General features: G+C 48.1%; 15 protein-coding genes. 13 read left to right on the forward strand and 2 right to left on the reverse strand.

The features are described from left to right. Window positions 1–15 precede the first annotated feature (15 nt). The 7 genes from I4W93_RS02610 (at window position 16) to I4W93_RS02640 (ending at window position 13,029) form a co-directional block, all read left to right on the forward strand. Entirely contained in the window at window positions 16–3,270 is a 3,255-nt protein-coding gene (locus tag I4W93_RS02610; RefSeq protein WP_205309986.1) for an efflux RND transporter permease subunit, read from the forward strand. Next, entirely contained in the window at window positions 3,267–6,341 is a 3,075-nt protein-coding gene (locus I4W93_RS02615; protein ID WP_205309985.1) for an efflux RND transporter permease subunit, read from the forward strand. The genes I4W93_RS02610 and I4W93_RS02615 overlap by 4 nt, the downstream gene beginning before the upstream one ends. A gap of 5 nt (window positions 6,342–6,346) precedes the next feature. After that, window positions 6,347–7,213 (forward strand): alpha/beta hydrolase, encoded by an 867-nt coding sequence (locus tag I4W93_RS02620; protein WP_205309984.1) that lies wholly within the window; start codon window positions 6,347–6,349, stop codon window positions 7,211–7,213. Window positions 7,214–7,426: 213 nt separating this feature from the next. Continuing rightward, the gene (locus tag I4W93_RS02625) at window positions 7,427–8,005 is read left to right on the forward strand and encodes a TMEM165/GDT1 family protein (protein ID WP_205309983.1); all 579 of its coding nucleotides are present in this window, start codon (window positions 7,427–7,429) and stop codon (window positions 8,003–8,005) included. Window positions 8,006–8,146: 141 nt separating this feature from the next. Next, entirely contained in the window at window positions 8,147–8,497 is a 351-nt protein-coding gene (locus I4W93_RS02630; protein ID WP_205309982.1) for a DUF4870 family protein, read from the forward strand. A gap of 281 nt (window positions 8,498–8,778) precedes the next feature. Then, complete coding sequence (locus I4W93_RS02635) at window positions 8,779–9,900, forward strand: efflux RND transporter periplasmic adaptor subunit (RefSeq protein WP_205309981.1); 1,122 nt, start codon at window positions 8,779–8,781, stop codon at window positions 9,898–9,900. 36 nt (window positions 9,901–9,936) lie between these two features. Next, window positions 9,937–13,029, forward strand: a complete 3,093-nt coding sequence (locus I4W93_RS02640) for an efflux RND transporter permease subunit (protein WP_205309980.1) — start codon at window positions 9,937–9,939, stop codon at window positions 13,027–13,029. Between the two features lie 91 nt (window positions 13,030–13,120). Here I4W93_RS02640 and I4W93_RS02645 read toward each other — a convergent pair whose 3' ends face one another. Continuing rightward, window positions 13,121–13,315 (reverse strand): hypothetical protein, encoded by a 195-nt coding sequence (locus I4W93_RS02645; RefSeq protein ID WP_205309979.1) that lies wholly within the window; start codon window positions 13,313–13,315, stop codon window positions 13,121–13,123. 124 nt (window positions 13,316–13,439) lie between these two features. Between I4W93_RS02645 and I4W93_RS02650 the strand changes: the two genes are divergently transcribed. The 6 genes from I4W93_RS02650 to ybaK all read left to right on the forward strand — a co-directional run bounded on the left by I4W93_RS02650 (window position 13,440) and on the right by ybaK (window position 18,397). Next, window positions 13,440–14,471 carry a GlxA family transcriptional regulator gene (locus I4W93_RS02650; RefSeq protein WP_205309978.1) on the forward strand — a complete coding sequence of 344 codons (1,032 nt, stop codon included), beginning with the start codon at window positions 13,440–13,442 and terminating at the stop codon, window positions 14,469–14,471. A gap of 76 nt (window positions 14,472–14,547) precedes the next feature. After that, a complete protein-coding gene (locus tag I4W93_RS02655; RefSeq protein ID WP_205309977.1) occupies window positions 14,548–14,928 on the forward strand; it encodes a BlaI/MecI/CopY family transcriptional regulator in 381 nt (126 codons plus the stop codon). Continuing rightward, entirely contained in the window at window positions 14,921–16,132 is a 1,212-nt protein-coding gene (locus I4W93_RS02660; protein ID WP_205309976.1) for a TonB family protein, read from the forward strand. The genes I4W93_RS02655 and I4W93_RS02660 overlap by 8 nt, the downstream gene beginning before the upstream one ends. A gap of 176 nt (window positions 16,133–16,308) precedes the next feature. Beyond that, window positions 16,309–16,992 carry a hypothetical protein gene (locus I4W93_RS02665; RefSeq protein ID WP_205309975.1) on the forward strand — a complete coding sequence of 228 codons (684 nt, stop codon included), beginning with the start codon at window positions 16,309–16,311 and terminating at the stop codon, window positions 16,990–16,992. Between the two features lie 115 nt (window positions 16,993–17,107). Next, window positions 17,108–17,908, forward strand: coding sequence for a S1 family peptidase (locus I4W93_RS02670; protein WP_205309974.1), 801 nt, complete (start codon window positions 17,108–17,110; stop codon window positions 17,906–17,908). A 21-nt stretch (window positions 17,909–17,929) separates the two neighbouring features. Next, window positions 17,930–18,397, forward strand: coding sequence for a Cys-tRNA(Pro) deacylase (gene ybaK / locus I4W93_RS02675; RefSeq protein ID WP_205309973.1), 468 nt, complete (start codon window positions 17,930–17,932; stop codon window positions 18,395–18,397). A gap of 11 nt (window positions 18,398–18,408) precedes the next feature. Here ybaK and I4W93_RS02680 read toward each other — a convergent pair whose 3' ends face one another. Then, on the reverse strand, window positions 18,409–19,827 hold the full coding sequence (locus I4W93_RS02680) for a diguanylate cyclase (RefSeq protein WP_224673223.1): 1,419 nt from the start codon (window positions 19,825–19,827) through the stop codon (window positions 18,409–18,411). Between the last annotated feature and the right edge of the window lie 84 nt (window positions 19,828–19,911).

The following is a 19,911-nucleotide window of genomic DNA, read 5'->3' on the forward strand; positions in this document are numbered from 1 at the left end:
ACAGGACATGACGCTATGAAACTGGTCGATACCGCGGTAGCCCGCCCCGTTACTATCTGGATGTTTACACTTGGTATTTTACTGTTTGGTATGGTGGCTGCGGGTCGCCTCGCGGTAAATTTACTGCCAGATTTATCTTACCCTTCCTTAACAGTACGCACCGAGTTTGTCGGTGCCGCCCCAGCCGAAGTCGAGCAACTGGTGAGTAAACCGATCGAAGAAGCTGTTGGTATCGTCAAAGGCGTGCGCAAAGTGATGTCGGTCTCGCGCTCTGGCCGCTCTGATGTGGTGATGCAGTTTGACTGGGGAACCGACATGGATTTAGCCGCATTGGAAGTGCGCGAAAAGTTGGATGTCTTGCTGCTGCCACTGGAAATAGATAAACCGCTGCTGTTGCGCTTCAACCCTAATTTAGATCCGATAGTGCGTTTAGCGCTAAGCCGCGAAAATGCCGGTGAGGCACTAAGTCCTGCCCAGCTGGTCAGTCTGCGTACCTTTGCTGAAGAAGATTTACGCCGCGCGTTGGAAGCTCAGCCCGGTGTGGCCGCGGTGCGGCCCGACGGCGGGCTAAGCCAGGAAATTCAAATTCTGGTTGACCCGCAAAAGCTTAGCCAGCTGCAGTTGGATATCAGCCAAATCAGTAACCGTTTACGCCAGGAAAACCTCAATCAGGCTGGTGGCCGGCTGGAAACTCCAAGTTATGATTATCTGGTGCGCACCATTAACCAGTTTGCCGATTTAAATCAGATTGAAAACCTGTATATCGCTGAGGTAAACGACAGTCAAATCCGCTTAAAAGATGTGGCCGAAGTGCGTGATAGCTTTGTCGACCGGCAAAGTATTACGTATGTTGACGGCAAAGAAGCGATAGAAGTTGCGATTTACAAAGAGGGTGACGCTAATACCGTGCAGGTGGCGCAAACCTTGCTGTCGCAATTGCCAGAGTTGGAAAAAGCGCTACCGGCCGGATATCGTTTAACGCTGGTGTATGACCAATCAGAATTTATCAAGCAAGCGATTGACGATGTGAAATCGGCAGCCGTTGTCGGTGGCTTACTGGCAATGATGGTGCTGTATCTGTTTTTACGCAATGTCTGGGCTACATTGATTATCTCTATATCAATACCGGTATCGGTTATTGCCACCTTTAATCTGATGTACGGTCAGGGAATTACGTTAAATATGATGAGCCTGGGCGGCATTGCGCTGGCTGTGGGCTTGCTGGTAGACAACGCCATAGTGGTGCTGGAAAACATTGCTCGACATAAAGAGCAGGGCAAGCCCGCATTTGAAGCGGCCAAAACCGGTACCAGCGAAGTGGCGATGGCGATTACAGCCTCAACCTTAACCACCGTTGCCGTGTTTTTTCCGCTGGTGTTTGTCGAAGGTATTGCCGGCCAGCTATTTCGTGATCAGGCGCTAACGGTTACGTTTGCGCTGCTGGCGTCTTTGGTCGTGGCGTTGACATTGATCCCAACTATGGCGGCTCGTGAGCGTAGCAATAAAACTGAGCATGAAACCGGCGTTGCAGCCAGTTCTGAGCCTGACGTGCGCCGCTGGTACTACTGGCCTACCTGGCCACTGCGCATGCTGGGTAAGGCACTACGTGGTCTGTTATTGGTGCTGGTCACACTGTTAACGCTGTTATTCCGTCTTGTTAGCCGCAGCTTGGCATTGCTATTTAAACCGCTGCTAAGTGCAGTGCAGTGGTTATTAACCCACTTAGAAGCATTGTACCGCCGGGCATTGGCAGGTGCGCTGCAGTTAAAACTGTTAACGTTAGCGGTCACACTTGGTGCTGCCACAGCTTGTTTTACGTTATTACCGCGCTTGGGCGCAGATGTTATCCCTGCTATGAGCCAGGGCGAATTCTATGTTGAAGTGCAGTTGCCAGTGGGCAGTGCGATAGAGCAAACCGATAAAGTGCTTATTAAGCTGGCGGCATTGGCTGCAGAACAAACGGCTGTAAAACGTAGCTATGCCCAAGCCGGTACCGGCGCTCAGATGACGGTAGACCCCAGTATTGGCGGTAGCCATTGGGGCAGATTAAATATTGTCTTGCAACCGGGCAGTAGCGCGGAGCAAGAGCAGCAGGTGGTAGCAGTATTGCGTGATTATTTAGCGCAGCAGGCTGATATCAGTGTCAAAATTGACCGGCCGCAGCTGTTTAGCTTCACCACGCCGTTGGAACTGGAATTGTCCGGTTATGAGCTGGCGCAGCTGAAAATTGCCGCGGATAATCTGGTAACTAGTTTGGAAGCAGATGGTCGCTTTACCGATGTAAAAACCAGCCTGCGGCCGGGGCAACCGGAAATTACGTTGTATTTTAACCATGGCTTGTTATCTCAGCTGGGTATGAACTCACATGATGTCGCTAAACGCGTGGCGGCCTATGTCGGCGGAGAGCTAGCCGGGCAGTATTCCGTCAACGATCGTAAAGTGGATATCCGCGTGCGTTTAGCCGAGCAGTATCGCCAATCTGAGCAACAACTGGCGCAGCTAATCATTAACCCGGGCAGTGATAAACCATTGCCGTTATCTGCCGTGGCAGAAATTAAGCGCGAAACCGGCCCCAGCGAAATTACCCGTATTGGTCAGCAGCGTGTTGCGGTGGTGAGTGCGAATCTGGCCTATGGTGATTTGGAACAGGCCACGCAAAGTGCACAAAGTATATTGGCAGCGCAAAGCCTGCCATACGGTGTGTCGGCAACGGTTGTTGGTCAGAGTGAAGAAATGCAGCGTGCTTATTCTTCGCTTACGATGGCACTGCTGCTGGCGGTATTTTTAGTGTATTTAGTCATGGCATCGCAGTTTGAAAACCTGTTGCAGCCACTGCTGATCCTGTTTACCGTGCCGCTGGCCGGCGCGGGAGCAATTTTGGGCCTGTGGCTAACCGATACCCGTTTATCTGTCATTGTGTTTATTGGCCTGATTATGCTGGCCGGTATCGTGGTGAATAACGCCATCGTGCTGATTGACCGTATTAACCAGCTACGCGCTGAGGGCGTGGCACTAAAACAAGCCATAGTTGACGCTGGAGCCAGTCGGTTGCGGCCGGTATTAATGACCACCTTAACTACTATTCTGGGCTTGTTGCCGATGGCACTGGGTACCGGCGATGGCAGCGAAATTCGCGCGCCTATGGCTATCACAGTTATCTTTGGTCTGGCGCTGGCAACCTTGCTTACGCTGTTGTTTATTCCGGTGCTGTATGCGCTGGTCAGCCGCGATAAAATACCAGGCAGCCCAGTGGCGGAGGCAAACGTATGAGCCAGCAACCGTTATGGTTAACCCGGTTTGCGTTGACGCGGCCGGTGACGATTTGCATGCTGTTTTTATCGATGTTGGTGTTTGGCATTATTGCCAGCCGCATGCTGCCACTGGAAAAATTCCCTGGCATTGATATCCCGCAGATTTTTATCAATGTGCCGTATAACAATGCTACGCCGACCGAGATTGAGCGCCTGATCACACGGCCGGTTGAAGAAGCGCTGGCAACGGTTACCGGTGTGAAAGAAATGCGTTCCTGGTCAAATGAAAATAGCGCGGAAATATCGCTGGAATTTAACTGGGAAGAAAACATCAACAGTAAAAGCATTGAAGTGCGTGAGCGGTTGGACAGTATTCGTCATTTAATGCCGGATGATGTTGAGCGGGTTCTGGTGTTTCAATTTAATACCAACGACATGCCAATATTTCAGCTGCGTATTTCCAGTGAGCGTGATTTAGCCATGGCGTACGACTTGTTAGAGCGCCAGATAAAGCGTCCACTGGAGCGGGTGGCTGGGGTGTCAAAAGTTGAGCTGTACGGCGTTGAAAAACGCCAGGTGATTATCCGCCTTAACCCCGACAAAATGCGCGCGCTGAATATCGATGCGCAAAGCATAGTACGAACCTTGCAGGCGAATAATTTTGCCATGACCGCCGGTGAGCTGCGTAACAGCGAAACCAGCATTTTAATAAAGCCGGTGGGAGAGTATCAGCAGCTGGAACAAATTGCTGCACTGCCGCTGCGCCCCGGGTTAAGCCTGCGTGAAGTGGCGACAGTACAGTTGGAGTTGCCCAAACGTGAAGATGGCCGGCATTTAGACCAAAGTTATGCCGTAGGCATGAACGTATATAAAGAGTCTGGTGCCAATCTGGTCGAAGTCGCCCGTGCAGCACTGGCGGTGGTAGAAGCCGCAGATAAAGACCCTGCTTTTAATGGCATTAGCCTATATATTATGGATGACACAGCTAAAGGCGTAACCACTTCGCTAACCGACTTACTGAGTGCCGGCGGTATTGGTGCTTTGTTATCGTTTGCTGTGCTGTATCTGTTTTTACGCCATATTGGCACCACTATGGTGGTGGTGTTGGCGGTGCCGGTGTCTATTTGTATAGCGCTGGGTGTAATGTACTTTCTCGGTTACAGCCTGAATATCTTAAGTATGATGGGGCTAATGCTGGCCATCGGTATGTTGGTAGACAACGCAGTGGTAGTGACTGAAAGTATTTTTCGTGAGCGGGCATTGGGCGGCGACCTTAAAGCGGCAACAGCGCGCGGGGTTCGCCGGGTTAGTTTGGCTGTTGTAGCAGGTACGGCAACCACGGCAATTGTATTTTTGCCTAATATTGTTGGCCAAAAAATGGAACTGACCATCTTTTTAGAGCACGTCGCCATTGCTATTTGCTTGTGTCTGGCGGTTAGTTTATTGATGGCACTCACCTTAATTCCATTGCTAACTACCAAGCTAAAAATGCAGCCGGTACAACATAACAGCGAAAAAGAAAACGCGGGCGTGCTTGAGCTGGGGTACCGCAAAGTATTGAGCTGGGTGATGTATCACCCGCGCTGGTCGACATTTTTTGCCCTGGTATTGTTGGCTAGCATCGCTATCCCAATCTCTATGGTGTCTGGCGGAGATGAAGATAACGAAGATCGCGACAGGATTTTCCTGAATTACAACGTGCAGGGCAACTACGCATTACAAGAAGTCGAAGCCGAAGTGAGTGCCATGGAGGCTTACCTGTATGCCAACCAAGACCGTTTTGACATTGAATCGGTTTATAGCTATTACCGCTCTGGCCATGCCATATCCATCCTTATTTTAAAGCCACAGCTTAGTCAGCCAATGGCCGCATTGAAAGAGGCTATTCGTAAAGACTGGCCGGCATTGGTGCGCGCTAAACCATCGTTTGGTTGGGGCAACAATGGTGGTTTACAAGTGCATTTACTGGGTAGCTCCACCGAAGTATTGCTGCAACTGGCCACTGATATTGAACCGATGTTGAGCAGTATTACCGGTTTAGAGGACGTAAGCTCTGAAATTGCCCATGGCCAACAGGAGTTACAAATTCGACTGCAGCTAGAGCAATTACAACGCCATGGTTTGTCGGCGCAACAGGTTGCCGGGGCCGTTGCCCTGGCCCTGCGTGGTACAAACTTGCGCACTTTTAGAACCATAGAGCAGGGCGAGCTGTTGATGCGGGTATTATATGATGAAAAAATCAGTCACTCGCAAGCAGAGCTGGCAGCATTACCCATTTTAAGTAAAGACGGAGTGGTAATAAGCCTGGAGCAATTGGCTCAGCTGAATTTTGCGCCACGGTTAGATCAGATCCGCCGTTTTGACCGCCAAACCGGTATCGCCATCCGGATGAACCTGGCTAAAGACTACAAAATGGATACCGCACGGGAAGACATCAAAAAAGTAATGGATCAACTGGCGCTGCCTGCTGGCTATCGTTGGTCGTTTCAAGGCAGTTTTCAGCGTCAGGATGAATCGCAACAGGTAATGGTAGTGAATATGTTGCTGGCAGTGGCGATGATTTATATCGTCATGGCGGCGTTATTTGAGTCATTGTTACTGCCCACGGCTGTGATTGGTTCTTTGCTGTTCTCGTTGGTCGGCGTGTTTTGGGCCTTTTTGGCAACAGGCACGACCATGGGCATAATGGGCATGATTGGAATGTTGGTGTTAATGGGCATAGTGGTAAATAACGGTATAGTGCTGGTAGACCGTATTAACCAAGACCGGCAAGAGAACGCCGATGTGCCACTACGCCAGCTGATTATTAATGCCAGTGAATCACGCTTGCGGCCGATTTTAATGACAGTGTCTACCACCGTACTAGGCTTGTTACCGCTGGCACTGGGGGGCACTCAAATTGGTGGCGACGGCCCAAGTTATGCGCCAATGGCGATTGCCATTATCGGCGGCCTGCTGTTTTCTACCTTAACCAGCTTGGTGCTGGTGCCATTAACCTACTGGGGATTGGTAAATTTAACGGCTGGCTGGGCCAATTGGCGCACGCAATCGACGCGCTGGGCAGATAAAGTAATAAAAGCAAGGGGTTAAATGCCATGCCAAAATGCAATTTGACTTTGCTACTTAGCGTGATGTTCTTTTACCCTATTTACGGTGTAAACGCTGCACCTATAGGTGGTTCTACGGCAACTACCAACGTGCATGTACTGTCGCAAGACTTTACTATTGCTGGCTTAAACCGCAGTAGAACAGTCCGCTTGTATTTGCCGGCAGATTACCAGTCAAGCAATAAGCATTACCCGGTGCTGTATATGCACGACGGCCAGAATGTTTTTGATCAAGCCACCGCGTTTGCCGGTGAATGGGGCGTTGATGAAACATTGAATCAGCTAGCTACGCAAGGTTGGCTACAGCTAATAGTGGTGGCAATAGATAATGGTGAATCACACCGGATGGCGGAGTACAGTGGCTGGGATCATCCGCGGTACGGCAAGGGGGAAGGTGAGCACTATATCCGCTTTATTACTACCGTGATAAAACCCTATATTGACCAGCAGTATAGAACGCTGCCACAGGCTGAATACACCGGTTTGATGGGAAGTAGCATGGGGGGATTAATCAGCCACTATGCTATGTTTAACCAACCAGGGATATTTAGTAAGGTGGGTATTTTTTCACCATCGTACTGGTATGCCGATGCGGTTTTTCAGCAAACTGACAGCCGTGTGTTGCCGCCAGGCAGTCGCATCAGCCTACTGGTAGGTGCACATGAAGGCCGTGACATGGTGACCAATACGCAAAAAATGGCTGCTTTATTACGCCTGCAAGGGTTTAATCGCATGCAACTTGCTGTTAAATCTGTGCCTGGAGCCGAACACAATGAAGCTTTTTGGCGTGGTGAATTTGCTGATGCAGTTTTGTTTCTATTTAACCCTAGCGCATTCTTTTTACGCCAGCCTTGAGCAGGCACAGGCTTTAGGCTAAGATGCGCCGGTCTTTAAGGGAGTAATCTGCTGCGGTATTGTATCGCAGCGCTACGGTCAACATACTTGTGCCCCAATGCACATGGCCGATGCGTTCAGCGCCAGCTGAATTGATGAGACTTAAGACACAACAGCGGCCCAAAGCGGGAGCCGTTGCGGTGTCTTATGTTATATCCCGCTAAGGTACTATTAATGGACGCCTTATTCTCCTCGTTTACCGCTGTGGCAATTGCCGAAATTGGCGATAAAACCCAGTTACTTTCCCTGTTTCTTGCTGCCAGATTTCGCGCTAAAGGCGCCATTATTGCAGGTATTTTGGTCGCGACCTTGCTCAATCATGCGGCTTCAGCCTGGCTTGGCGTATGGGTGGCGCAGTTTATCCCGCTTAACTGGCACAATTGGCTGTTGGGGGGCAGTTTTATCGCCGTAGCGTTGTGGTTACTTATTCCGGACAAAGACGATAGCGAAGACAGCGGCGTTTTGCGCTATGGCGCTTTTGCCGCCAGCTGCATCTTGTTTTTTCTGGCCGAAATTGGCGACAAAACACAAATAGCCACGGTATTGCTGGCGGCTAGCTTTAATGATGCAGTGTGGTGGGTAATTTGGGGCACTACGTTGGGTATGCTGGCAGCAAATGTGCCTGTGGTTTATGCCGGAAGCTGGTTATTGACAAAAATTCCGCTGGATTTAGCCCGTCGCGTTGCCTGTGCAGTATTTATGTTGCTTGGACTCTACATTATCTGCTCTGATCAGTTAGCATTACTGGGATAAATAGCTGTTTGCAATAGTGAAACTATTGCTTAAGCCTATATTAAACGCTATGTTGCGTAACGAAACTGTGCGGCTAATGTAACATTAGCCTAATGGCGGTTTTATAAAAACAACAATAGTAGCAGTAAAGGAGAGAGTGTCATGAATGACATTAATGCAGCGCCAGCGGTAAATTCGTCTACCGCCAAGTTGGTGTACATTTTGTATCTGGTGGGGTTGGTATTCGGTATCACCGGTATTATTGGTGTAATCGTAGCCTATGTTAACAAAGACGACGGCCCTGAGTGGTTGCAAAGCCATTATCGTTTCCAGATCCGTACTTTTTGGATGGGCTTTGTCTACCTGCTGGTAGGTACCGTGTTAGCGATGATATTAATTGGCTGGCTGGTACTGCTGTTTTGGGTGGTTTGGTTAATTATCCGCAGCGTGAAAGGCTTAAAGCAGTTAGGGCTGCAACAGCCTGTACAAGACGAAAAGACCTGGTTGTTTTAAGGTTATATCTTGCAAAAAAAGCGAAGCCTCGTGCTTCGCTTTTTTATGTTGTTAAGTACCGGCTGGTAAATAAAGCAGACTGGCTGCAGTACGTAAGCAATATTAGTTACATTTTTTGTCATCATATTCTCACTATCTTGCTGTAGAATACCTAATGGTAACGTTACTCTGATCGCGGTAGGTCTTTGCGCTGTCTTGGTTAAATGCCGTTTATCTGGTTAGCAATACAGCAACGAATATTAAAAACGCCATTGTCTATTACGCACTATCTGGTTGAATTTATGAATAAAATTAAAGCTTTTGTTATCGCAGTTATATTGTTGGCAGTGGTGTTTGCTGTATTGGCCGGGGTAAAAGGTAATCAAATCGTGATGATGATTGAATCGGGTGAGCAATTTGTACCGCCACCGGAGTCGGTCAGCACTACTGTGGTAGAGCAACAAAGCTGGAGCAATCATTTTACTGCAACCGGCACCGTACTGGCGGATGAAGGTATTACCATTTCAGCGGAAGTGTCCGGTAAAGTGCAACGTATCAGCTTTAAAAACGGTGCTTATGTTGAAGCCGGCACGGTGCTGTTAGAGCAAGAATCCAGCAACGAGCAAGCCCAGCTGCGGGCTGCATTGGCGCGGTTAACCTTAGCACAACAAAACTATCAACGGCTGGTTGAGCTGCGCCGCGATAAAATTGCTACCCAAAGTGAAATAGATGGCAGTAAGCAACAGCTGGATTCGGCACAGGCCGAAGTTGATAGCCTACGCTCTACGTTAGATAAAAAAGTGCTGCGTGCGCCGTTCTCCGGCCGTTTAGGTATTCGGGTAGTAGATGTCGGCGCCGACTTACAGCCGGGTGCTGCGGTGGTGTCATTACAAGCCAGTAACGCAGTGAGAGTAAACTTCCCGGTGCCGCAGCATAAGTTGCCTGAGATGCGTATCGGCTTGCCGGTAAGCGTTAGCGTAAATGGTGGCGCAGTGCTGGTAGAGGGCGAAATTACCGCCATTGCACCGCAGCTTAACAGCGCTACCCGTAATGCTGTGGTGCAATCGCTGTTGGATAATAAAGCCAATGCCTTAGTGCCCGGCATGGCGGTAACGGTAAAGGTAACATTAGAGCAACCATCAGACGTATTGGTGGTGCCGGCAACAGCACTGATTTATGCGCCTTATGGCGACACGGTCTTTGTGGTTGAAAAAGCTAAACAAGGCGAAGGCCTGGTGGCCAGACAGCAGTTTGTCAGGCTGGGCGCGTCGCGCGGTGACTTTGTTGAAATCCTCGAAGGCGTTAAACAAGGTGATGAAGTGGTTACCTCAGGTGCGTTCAAATTATTTAATGGCCAAAGCGTAATAAAAACCGACAGCCCGGCGCCAAAGTACAGCTCAACCCCTACGCCGGCTGATGCCTGATATCGGTTAGTTTAAAAATAACGTATTGAGATAATTATGAAATTCACCGATATTTTTATCAAAAAACCGGTATTGGCCATCGTCGTCAGCTTGCTTATCTTGCTGGCTGGCTTTCAATCGATGAGCAATATGACAGTACGGCAGTATCCGCGCTCTGACATTGCCGTGATTAAAATTACCACCGTGTATGTCGGCGCCAATGCCGAGCTGGTGCGCGGTTTTATAACCACACCAATAGAGCGTGCTATTGCCTCAGCCGGCGGCATCGATTATATCGAGTCGCAAAGCACCATGGGCGTATCAACCGTTACGGCGCACTTACAGCTGAACTATGATCCACTTAAGGCCATGACAGAAATTAGCGCTAAGGTGAATCAGGTGCGCGGCGAATTACCGCCTGAATCTGAGCTACCTTCTATTGCAGTAGAAGCGGCAGACAGCCAGTTTGCCTCGGCCTATTTAAGTTTCTCCTCCGACATTTTGCAGCAAAACCAAATTACCGAGTTTTTAAGCCGCTCGGTGCAACCGCGGCTGATTGCTATTGCCGGGGTGCAAAAAGCTGACATTTTAGGCGGCCGTACTTTTGCCATGCGTATTTGGTTAAAGCCCGAGCCGATGGCGGCGCTGGGTGTAACGGCATCTGATGTACGCAAAGCGCTGAGCGATAATAATGTGCAAGCGGCCATTGGTCAGACACGAGGCGCTTATACCCAGGTAAATTTACGCGCCAATACCGATATGAAAAGCGTTGATGAGTTTAAGCGCATTGTACTGCGCCAGACCGATGATGGCGTAGTGCGCTTGTCTGATGTGGCCGATGTCGAACTTGGCGCTGATGATTACAATACCAACGTAAACTACTCCGGTGAAACGGCGGTGTTTATGGGCGTATTTGTCTCGCCTACGGCCAATTCACTGGACGTGATAAAAGCGGTAACAGAAGAAATGGCGCTGATCCAATCCGAGTTACCTTCAGGCCTTACCGGTGAAGTGTCGTATGACGCGACTAAATATATCCAAGCCGCTATTGATGATGTGCTAAAAACCCTGGCTGAAACCCTGTTGATTATTGTCATAGTGATTTTTTTGTTCCTTGGCTTTAGCCGCTCAGTGTTAATCCCGTTAGTGGCCATTCCGTTGTCGTTGATTGGCGCGGTATTTATTATGAAGGTGTTTGGCTTCTCGCTGAACTTGCTCACTCTGCTGTCGATAGTACTCAGCGTGGGCTTGGTGGTAGATGATGCCATCGTGATGGTAGAGAATATCGAGCGGCATATTCAAGATGGCTTAAAGCCGTTTAAAGCCGCCATTGTAGCCGCACGCGAGCTGGGTGGGCCCATTATTGCCATGACCATAACCCTGGTGTCTGTTTATGTGCCTATAGGTTTGCAGGGTGGCTTAACCGGCACCTTATTCCGTGAATTTGCCATTACCCTGGCCGGTGCGGTAACCATTTCGGCTATTGTCGCTATTACCTTATCGCCGATGATGGCGTCTAAAATGCTGAAACCACACAGCAGTTTAAAAGCACCGCTGGATGGCATTTTTAACCGCTTTAAGCATTTTTACAGCCGTCAGTTGGATAAAAGCCTGAATAACCGTATTGGCGTTTATGTATTCTGGATTGGTATCAGTGCCTTGTGTATACCGCTTTACAGTATGTCACCCAAAGAGCTGGCACCAACAGAAGATCAGGGCGTTATCTTTGGTATTGTCGACTCACCGGCCAACGCGACGGTAGACCAATCGTCGTTTTACGGTAAAGCGGTAAATGAAGCCTTTATGTCGGTAGAAGAAACCGACTTTACCTTCCAAATTACTTTTCCGACCGGCGGTTTTGGCGGCATGGTCACCAAGCCGTGGGATGAACGCGAGCGCACGGTATTTGAGATGATGCCGGAAGTGCAGCAAAAGTTATCGCAGATTGCCGGGGTGCGTATTTTACCTATTACGCCGGCGGCACTGCCTGGCGGCGGTAATTTTCCGGTAGAGTTTGTTATTACCTCTACCGCAAATTCAAAAGAGATTTATGACTACGCATTGCAACTGGAAAAAGTGATGCGCGAAAGCGGCACTTTTCCGTTTCAGTTAATCGATATGAAGGTCGATCAACCGGAGTATTTACTCAATATAGACCGCGAAAAAGTTGCTGATTTAGGGCTGAATATGCGTGATGTGGTCAACGATTTAGGCACCTTATTAGGCGGCGGTTATGTTAACCGCTTTAATATGGCTGGGCAAAGTTACAAAGTGATCCCGCAGGTAAAACGCAGTGAGCGTTTAACGCCGGACAGTTTGACCGATCTGTACATCACCGGCCCCGGCGGTGAGATGATCCGTGTCGACCAAATCGCCAGTCTGAGCCACAGCACAGTGCCGCGCAGTATTAACCGCATGCAGCAGCTGAATGCAGTTAAAATCAGTGCTGTGACAATAAAACCGTTGGATGAAACGTTGCAATATCTGGAAGCTGAAGCGAAAAAAATCCTGCCAGCCAGTTATTCCATTGATTACACTGGTGAATCGCGGCAGTTAAAGCGTGAAGGTAATACCTTTTTACCGGCATTCTTGCTAGCCATTACCATGATTTTTCTGGTGTTAGCGGCACAGTACAATAGCTTTCGCGACCCTATGGTAATTTTATTAGGCTCGGTGCCAATGGCGCTGTTCGGTGCCCTGGTATTTACCTTCTTAAAAATACCGGCACCAATGCCGCACTTTACCGATGCCTTTACCAGCACATTAAATATTTACTCGCAGGTGGGCCTGGTGACATTAATTGGTCTTATCGCCCGCAACGGTATCCTGGTGGTGGAATTTGCCAACAAGTTGCAAGAGCAGGGTAAAGCCAAGCTGGATGCTATACGTGAAGCGTCAGTATTACGCTTGCGCCCGGTTATGATGACCAGCCTGGCTACCATTGCCGGCCATACACCGCTGATATTTGCTACCGGCGCCGGTGCCGGGGCGCGTAATTCTATCGGTATTGTATTGGTACTGGGGATGACCATCGGAACCTTGTTTACGCTGTTTGTATTGCCGTCGGTATATATGCTGATTGCCAAAGATCACAGTAAAGACAAGTTAGCAGCAGAGGATGATATCGAACCGGATACCGCGTCTGTTTGAGTAACGCTGAGACAGCAAAAAGCCTGGTTAGTGCCAGGCTTTTGTTTATCTGAGGCAAAGTAACGCCGAGATGCAGCGCTGCGTCAACAGATCAGCCATCATGGTGTTGGTTGTCGTTAGGCTCCAGATAGTGCCAGGCGGCCAGTGCGGTGCTTAGCAATAGTATGGGTATGGCAAAAAAGTGCATCATCAATGAAAGTTCTGCGGCAAAGTTGATCCAGAAGATCAGCAGCCAGCTGACAGCCCAGGCTGCGATAGTCAGCCATTTAACGCTAATGTTATTCATACTGCCTCCTGCATTAGGTGATTTAATACTGCAACGTCAGTCTAGCGCTTGCCAATTAGCTTTTGCAGTGTCACTATTGATAAAAATAAGGTGAATAGTGACAAATGGTGCCTGGGAAGCAAATATGAAGCAGATAGCCGTTTTGGCAAATAGCAACAGTATTAGCAGCGACTTATTCGCGTTACTAGACTATTTTGAATACTGTAACGTGTTGTGGGCATTGCAGCAGCCCACTGCTTCGGCGCCGCTGTTTCATTGTTATTTGGTTTCACCCGATAGCCAGCCACTGCGGTTAAAACAAGGTGTGCAGTTACCCGTTCAACAGCATGCCTGGCAGCAAGCCGACGCTGTGATTTTACCAGCGGCATACGCTTATCACCGCAATGAGTTGGCAGCACTGGCCAGCCAATCTGCCGCTTATTATCCGGGCTTACGCCAGGTGTATCAGCGCGGCAGCTTAATTGCTGCCAGTTGCACCGGAACTTACATTTTGGCCGGTAGTGGCTTACTGGACCATCGTAAAGCTACCAGCAGCTGGTTTTTTAAAGATGTGTTTCAAAGTTTATTCCCTGATGTTCATTTGCAGCTGAATAAACTGCTGGTGCAAGATGGCAATCTGCTTACGGCTGGCGCAACGACGTCTTATATTAACTTATGCCTGGCGATCACTGAGCAACTAGCCGGTGAGCAGTTTGCCCGGCAGATGGCAAAAATAATGCTTACCGATCCTAACCGCACCTCACAAGTACCTTATATGGATTTATCCATAGGTCAGCAACATAACGACAGCTTGATAAAGCAGCTACAGGCACATTTGGCGCAGCAGCTAGCGGCGCCTTTTGCGTTGGAAGCATTAGCTCAGCAGTTTCATCTGACCAAGCGTACCTTGTTACGCCGCTTTAAAGCTGCACTGGACGACACCCCGCTAAATTATCTGCAGCGTTTACGGGTAGAGCAAGCCAAGCGCTTATTAGAAACAACCAATCAACCGATTGAGCAAATCGTGTTGCAAGTGGGCTATGAGGATGTTAGCTCGTTTCGAAAATTGTTTTTACAATACACAGAGTTAACCCCCAGCCAATACCGGCAAAAATTTAGCCAGGGCGAAACGTTTAACTGTTGTCCGGTAGAGCAGGGTGCATCGGCAGAAAAATAATTTGCGTGTCAGCTTGCATCTGTTGATTACATCTGTAATATTATTTGTATTACAAGTGTAATCGACAGGTCAAGTTATGATTGAAATCAGCAATGCCGAGCTTAGTGTAATGCAGGTGCTGTGGCAGCGTCAGCCGTTATCGGCCAATGACGTGGTCACGGCACTGGGCAATGATAAAGACTGGCATGAAAAAACAGTAAAAACTTTATTAAACCGCCTGGTGGCTAAAGGCGCACTGGGCTTTGATAAAGATGGCAGAGCCTACTTGTACTATCCGTTGGTGGCACAGCAGGATTACCAGCTTGAGCAAAGCCGCTCTTTTGTTGAACGCCTGTTTGCTGGCCGGGTTGCCCCCTTGGTTGCGGGCTTCGCCAGCCAAAATAAGCTGAATGCTGATGACGTGCAGCAACTGAAACAGTTAATTGCCAACTGGGAGCAGGAGCAGAAGAATGATTAACTATCTGCTGCAACTGTCACTGCCTTTATCGCTACTGTTGCTGCTATTATTGCTGGCGCAGAAAGTGTTACTTAAACCCCTCGGTGCCCGCAGCGTTTATGTATTGTGGTCGGCGGTGCCGGTGTTTTTGTTGACCACTATGTTGGTTTCCTTTTCACCGGTAGCGATTCACGGCGACGTGATAAAGCGCTACCAGGTAGGGCTGCAACAGGTTTCCAGCGCTGTCAGTACGACAAATTGGTTGTTTTGGCTTTGGGTGCTTGGTGTGGCGTTATGCAGCGGTTACTTACTGTTAAATTACCTCAGTAGCAGGGCGCAGTATATACGCGCTGCACCGCTAAAGCTAACACCCGCAATACTGCATTGCCGCCAGGCCGATGCTAATAGCGGACCTTATATTACCGGGCTTTTTGTACCGCGCATTTTATTGCCGCATGATTTCTTTACTCGCTTTGATGCTATCCAACAGCAGCTTATTTTGCAGCATGAGTTGACGCACTGGCGCCGTGGCGACTTACACCTGAATTACCTTGCACTACTGTTACTGTGTTTATGCTGGTTTAACCCACTGTGTTGGCTGGCTTATAGCCGGTATCGTCAGGCGCAGGAGCTGGCTTGCGACGCCGTAGTAACACAGCATGCCAGCCAGGCAGAAAGAATTGCTTATGGTTATGCATTACTAAGCAGTACACAGCAGTCATCAGTAAACTGGTGGCCGCTTACTCACCACTATGGAGACTTTAACATTATGAAACAACGTATTATGCAGCTGCAACGGCAGCAAGGGTTGAGTAAGATGGCAATATTATTGGCTTTGGTTTTAGTGACGTCAGTGACCTTGTTAGTGCAGCAGCCGGCTAGGGCCGGTGCAGACAGCGCCACTCAGCTTACTGCCGTATCACGGGTTGAACCGCGTTATCCAGTGCAAGCGGCACAGCAAGGGATATCAGGCTATGTGCAGATCCAGTTTGATGTTGATGCACAGGGTAACGTAATCAATGCGGATGTTATTAAAGCGGTGCCTGAACAGGTATTTGCTAAAGAGGCGCTGTTTGCGGTGCAACAATGGAAATATACCGCCACAGGTCAGCTGCACAAGGCACAACGGGTTCAGCTGGACTTTGAGCTGGATACCACTCCTGCAGATATGGAGCGGATTAATGTAGTGCCGTCGCAGAAAAAGCATAACCAGAACACGGATTAGTGCAACAAGCGCACAGCAGTGTCACCAGAGAGAGCGGTTATATTTCTTTACGACGGAGTGTTAACTGTCAGTATTTACAGCGGTGAACAAGCACCAGCACAAACGCACCCGTTAGATGCCCGAAACACATTGCTCTGTGTGAAGGGTGTTAGTGCCTACCGAGAGTGAGCGTTAAAATGTACCCTAAACTAATTATTATTTTACTTCTGTTGTTGGCTGGATGCACAAATACAAAAGTGCATTTATATACGAAGTATTTATCAGAAGAAGAAACACAGAAAGTAACGAAAGAGCTTGAGAAAAAAAGGTTTACCGTTATTAAAAATACACTGTCAATTCCCAGCGATGTTAATGAGTCATCTGTAATTTACTCACCTTTCCTTATAAATAGGGAGCATCTAAGTAGTGCTTTAGATTCTTTATCCAAACTAGGTTGGACAGGAATTAGATTAGAAAATTTTGTTAAAGGTAACCATTGGTATGGTCAAAATAACTTCGGTTTGATTCTTTTACCTAAAGGGCTAATAAAAAGCGAATTGAAGATAAATGACGAACTATCTCAAAGGTATGTAGGAACTGATTGTGATGCCCAAGTTGAGATTGAGTTGCATAGCAGTAACATTTATAGAATAAGATATAAAGATGGAAATGAAATGATAGCTAAAAATGGATCTTGGAAAGTAAGTGGCTATCCATATTTGGAGCTCTCTAATGAAGATGGATTTCTGCCAATGTATTTTCAAGCTGTTAAAAAAACAGAACAGGATCTTATTGGTAAGATCAATATTATTGAAATTAAACCAATCCAAAACTATCAAATATTTTCTAATTGCAAATTTAGTCATGGAGTGAGGTCTTAGAAAAAATAGGCCTAGCACATAAAATATTATCGTCTGCAAAAAGCGCTGGCTGCGACGTCAATCCGTTACGCGGCTTTCCGCGCTAAATTTGGGCGTTAGATAGCAAGGAAGATTTATGAGATATTATTTACTTTGTTTGTTGGCTATATCATTTACAGCAAAACCAATCGTAATTCGTCACGACGTAGATGATTCAGAATATAAAGAGTTTGCTAAAAGCGATAATTCAACAGTGACTTTTTATGGCATCTATAAAGGCGAAGAAGTTGTTGCTGGCACAGGAGCTATAATTGCAGACAGCTGGGTTGTTACTGCCGCTCACGTTGCTAAATACCTCGTCAGAAGCGGAAAGGTCCAATTCAAAGAAAGTTTTTACCAAATAGAAGACGTTGTAAGGCATCCACTTTGGCAAGATCAGCAATTCCCAAACGACATAGCTCTGGTTAAATTAACCGCTTCTGTTGAGAACGTAACAATAGCGAGACTGTATGGCTCATCAAACGAAAAAGGCAAAACTGTAACTCTCGTCGGGCGTGGTGATCACGGAAATGGTATTGACGGAGTTGTCGGGTCGGATAAAAATCTGAGAGCAGCAAAAAATGTAGTCACTGGAGTAAGAGAACAATGGCTCCAGTTTGCGTTTGACAGCGGAGAAAACGCGTTAGCACTCGAAGGAATAAGTGGTCCCGGAGATTCGGGAGGACCTGCTTTTGTTACATTGCATGACTCAATTTTCGTTATTGGCGTAAGTTCGTGGCAAAATACCGAAGCCACAGACTGGCAAGAGGGAAAGTACGGTGTTATTGAGAATTACTCGCGAATTTCGTACTTCAAGAAATGGATTGAGCAAACAATCGCGGAGAGTTCTTTTAACAAGGAGCCCAACACACAAACTTTTACAAATAAAGTCGAATGATACTGGTAAGGAATAGCATGTATGACACCCGCTATCGATTTGGCGAAGCAGCAAGGTATTAGCTACCGCTTGCATCATTACCAGCATGACGCGGCATCCGCATCCTATGGCCTGGAAGCGGCAGAAAAGCTGGGTATAAATCCGGCGCAGGTATTTAAAACCCTGGTGCTGCAGTTAGATGGCAAACAACTGGCTGTGGCGCTATTGCCAGTTAACCAGCAGCTAAGTATGAAGTTGGTTGCAAAAGCGCTGGGGGCAAAAAAGGCGGAGATGGCTAATGCTGGCGACGTTATGCGCAGTACAGGTTATGTGCTTGGTGGCGTTAGCCCTTTGGGGCAGAAAAAGCGGTTGCCGACAGTGATTGACAGTAATGCCTGCCAGTTCGGCACTATTTATATTAGCGCGGGTAAGCGCGGCCTGGAAATTGAACTGGCCGCCACAGATTTAGCCACACTATTAGATGCCAGCTTTGCGGCTTTGCTGGCGTAGTTAACAACGGCTCAAGCAATACATATTTGGTTTCGGCCGGCCTGTTTCGCCTGGTAAAGCGCTTTGTCGGCGCGTTCAAAACAATGTAGTAAGTCTTCATTGTCCTGTTGTTCGGCGACACCGAAACTGCAGGTTAAGTTGATATTATGACTAAAGCTATGCCGCTTAATAGCTGCGGCAACTCTGTCGCACAAGGCTTTTACCTCGGCCAGGGTTGTGTGCTGACAGAAGATAACAAACTCTTCACCGCCCCAGCGTGTTACCTGATCCTGCTCGCGTACCTCAGTGCTCAGTATTTGCGCCAACTCACGTAATATTGCATCGCCGATAGTGTGGCCATGGGTATCGTTTATTTGTTTAAACAGGTCGATATCAATCAGTGCCAGGCTAAAAGCTTGTTGCGCCTGTGCCGCGCGTTGCTGCGCTGCGCGCAGGTTATTATCAAAATGGTTTCTGTTGTACAAATGGGTTAGTGGATCATGGTTAGATAAAAACTCCAGCTTCTGCACTGCAGCCTCAAGTTCAGTACGTGTTTGTTCTAATTGTCGGTTCTTTTCCTGTAAACGCAGATAAAAGTAGCGGCTGCGATAATTCCACGCGGCCAACAGCAGGATCAGCGCCAAGGCAGCGGCACCGAGTTGCCACATCAACGTATAGTTGACAACCTCCGGTACTTTAATTCGGCTCCACTTTTGATAGATAGCGACATGTTCGGCTTCGGTGATGTCTGCCAATGCCTGATTTATAGCAGTCAAAATAGGCTGATGTGCTGTCACTACGCCAAAGCGCAGTTCGTCTTCCAACCCCAGCCAGCCGGCAACTTTAAGCTGATATAACGTTTCTTGCTGGATTTGTCTGTTAATCGAGTATAACGAGCCAATAAACAGATCTGCTTTGCCATCCGCTACCGCGTGCAAGCCGGCGGTTTCATTCTCAACCAGTACAATAGGTGTTTGCGGGTAGTAACGCTGAATATGCTCAAGCAGCCGGTAACCCTCTGGTACAGCCAGAGAGCGGCTGCCGATATTCTCCATGGTTTGCAAAAAGGGTTGCTGGCGCAGCGACACCAGAACATTAGGGGCCCGAAAGTACACCTGTGAAAAATGCAGATATTGTTCGCGGGTAGCCGAGCGATTAAGTAACGGCGACAACATGCAATCGCCACTTTGCAATAATTGTAATGTTTGCACCCAGGATTCGGTTCTGAGTAAGCTAAATTCTAAGCCGGTTTTCTTGGCAACTAACGCCAGATAATCTGCTGAGATACCAACATGTGTACCATCCCGGATTGCTTCATATGGCATCCAGTCCGGGTCAACGCAGTAGGTTAGGGTTTTACCTTCGTATGAAACCGGTGTATTGGCAAACGCTGTTAGGGAACATAAAGATAACAATGCTAAAGTCGTGAGGTGGCAGAGCCGCTGTTGCATATGTATTAAGCCTGTATCCAGCATTGATATCCATTTCCCGCGATAAACATTAACTCTTCAGATACCACCGCATTAATTGTGCTG

Origin of the sequence: Rheinheimera maricola, from assembly GCF_016918075.2 — a bacterium.
Classification (GTDB): domain Bacteria; phylum Pseudomonadota; class Gammaproteobacteria; order Enterobacterales; family Alteromonadaceae; genus Alishewanella; species Alishewanella maricola_A.

What these genes read in the sequence shown, in the direction of transcription:
- I4W93_RS02665 (WP_205309975.1), top strand. Translation starts at nt 16,309, where the DNA reads ATGTACCCTAAACTAATTATTATTTTACTTCTGTTGTTGGCTGGATGC.
- I4W93_RS02610 (WP_205309986.1), top strand. Translation starts at nt 16, where the DNA reads ATGAAACTGGTCGATACCGCGGTAGCCCGCCCCGTTACTATCTGGATG.
- I4W93_RS02680 (WP_224673223.1), bottom strand. Translation starts at nt 19,827, where the DNA reads ATGCAACAGCGGCTCTGCCACCTCACGACTTTAGCATTGTTATCTTTA.
- ybaK (WP_205309973.1), top strand. Translation starts at nt 17,930, where the DNA reads ATGACACCCGCTATCGATTTGGCGAAGCAGCAAGGTATTAGCTACCGC.
- I4W93_RS02620 (WP_205309984.1), top strand. Translation starts at nt 6,347, where the DNA reads ATGCCAAAATGCAATTTGACTTTGCTACTTAGCGTGATGTTCTTTTAC.
- I4W93_RS02615 (WP_205309985.1), top strand. Translation starts at nt 3,267, where the DNA reads ATGAGCCAGCAACCGTTATGGTTAACCCGGTTTGCGTTGACGCGGCCG.
- I4W93_RS02655 (WP_205309977.1), top strand. Translation starts at nt 14,548, where the DNA reads ATGATTGAAATCAGCAATGCCGAGCTTAGTGTAATGCAGGTGCTGTGG.
- I4W93_RS02640 (WP_205309980.1), top strand. Translation starts at nt 9,937, where the DNA reads ATGAAATTCACCGATATTTTTATCAAAAAACCGGTATTGGCCATCGTC.
- I4W93_RS02630 (WP_205309982.1), top strand. Translation starts at nt 8,147, where the DNA reads ATGAATGACATTAATGCAGCGCCAGCGGTAAATTCGTCTACCGCCAAG.
- I4W93_RS02635 (WP_205309981.1), top strand. Translation starts at nt 8,779, where the DNA reads ATGAATAAAATTAAAGCTTTTGTTATCGCAGTTATATTGTTGGCAGTG.
- I4W93_RS02645 (WP_205309979.1), bottom strand. Translation starts at nt 13,315, where the DNA reads ATGAATAACATTAGCGTTAAATGGCTGACTATCGCAGCCTGGGCTGTC.
- I4W93_RS02670 (WP_205309974.1), top strand. Translation starts at nt 17,108, where the DNA reads ATGAGATATTATTTACTTTGTTTGTTGGCTATATCATTTACAGCAAAA.
- I4W93_RS02650 (WP_205309978.1), top strand. Translation starts at nt 13,440, where the DNA reads ATGAAGCAGATAGCCGTTTTGGCAAATAGCAACAGTATTAGCAGCGAC.
- I4W93_RS02660 (WP_205309976.1), top strand. Translation starts at nt 14,921, where the DNA reads ATGATTAACTATCTGCTGCAACTGTCACTGCCTTTATCGCTACTGTTG.
- I4W93_RS02625 (WP_205309983.1), top strand. Translation starts at nt 7,427, where the DNA reads ATGGACGCCTTATTCTCCTCGTTTACCGCTGTGGCAATTGCCGAAATT.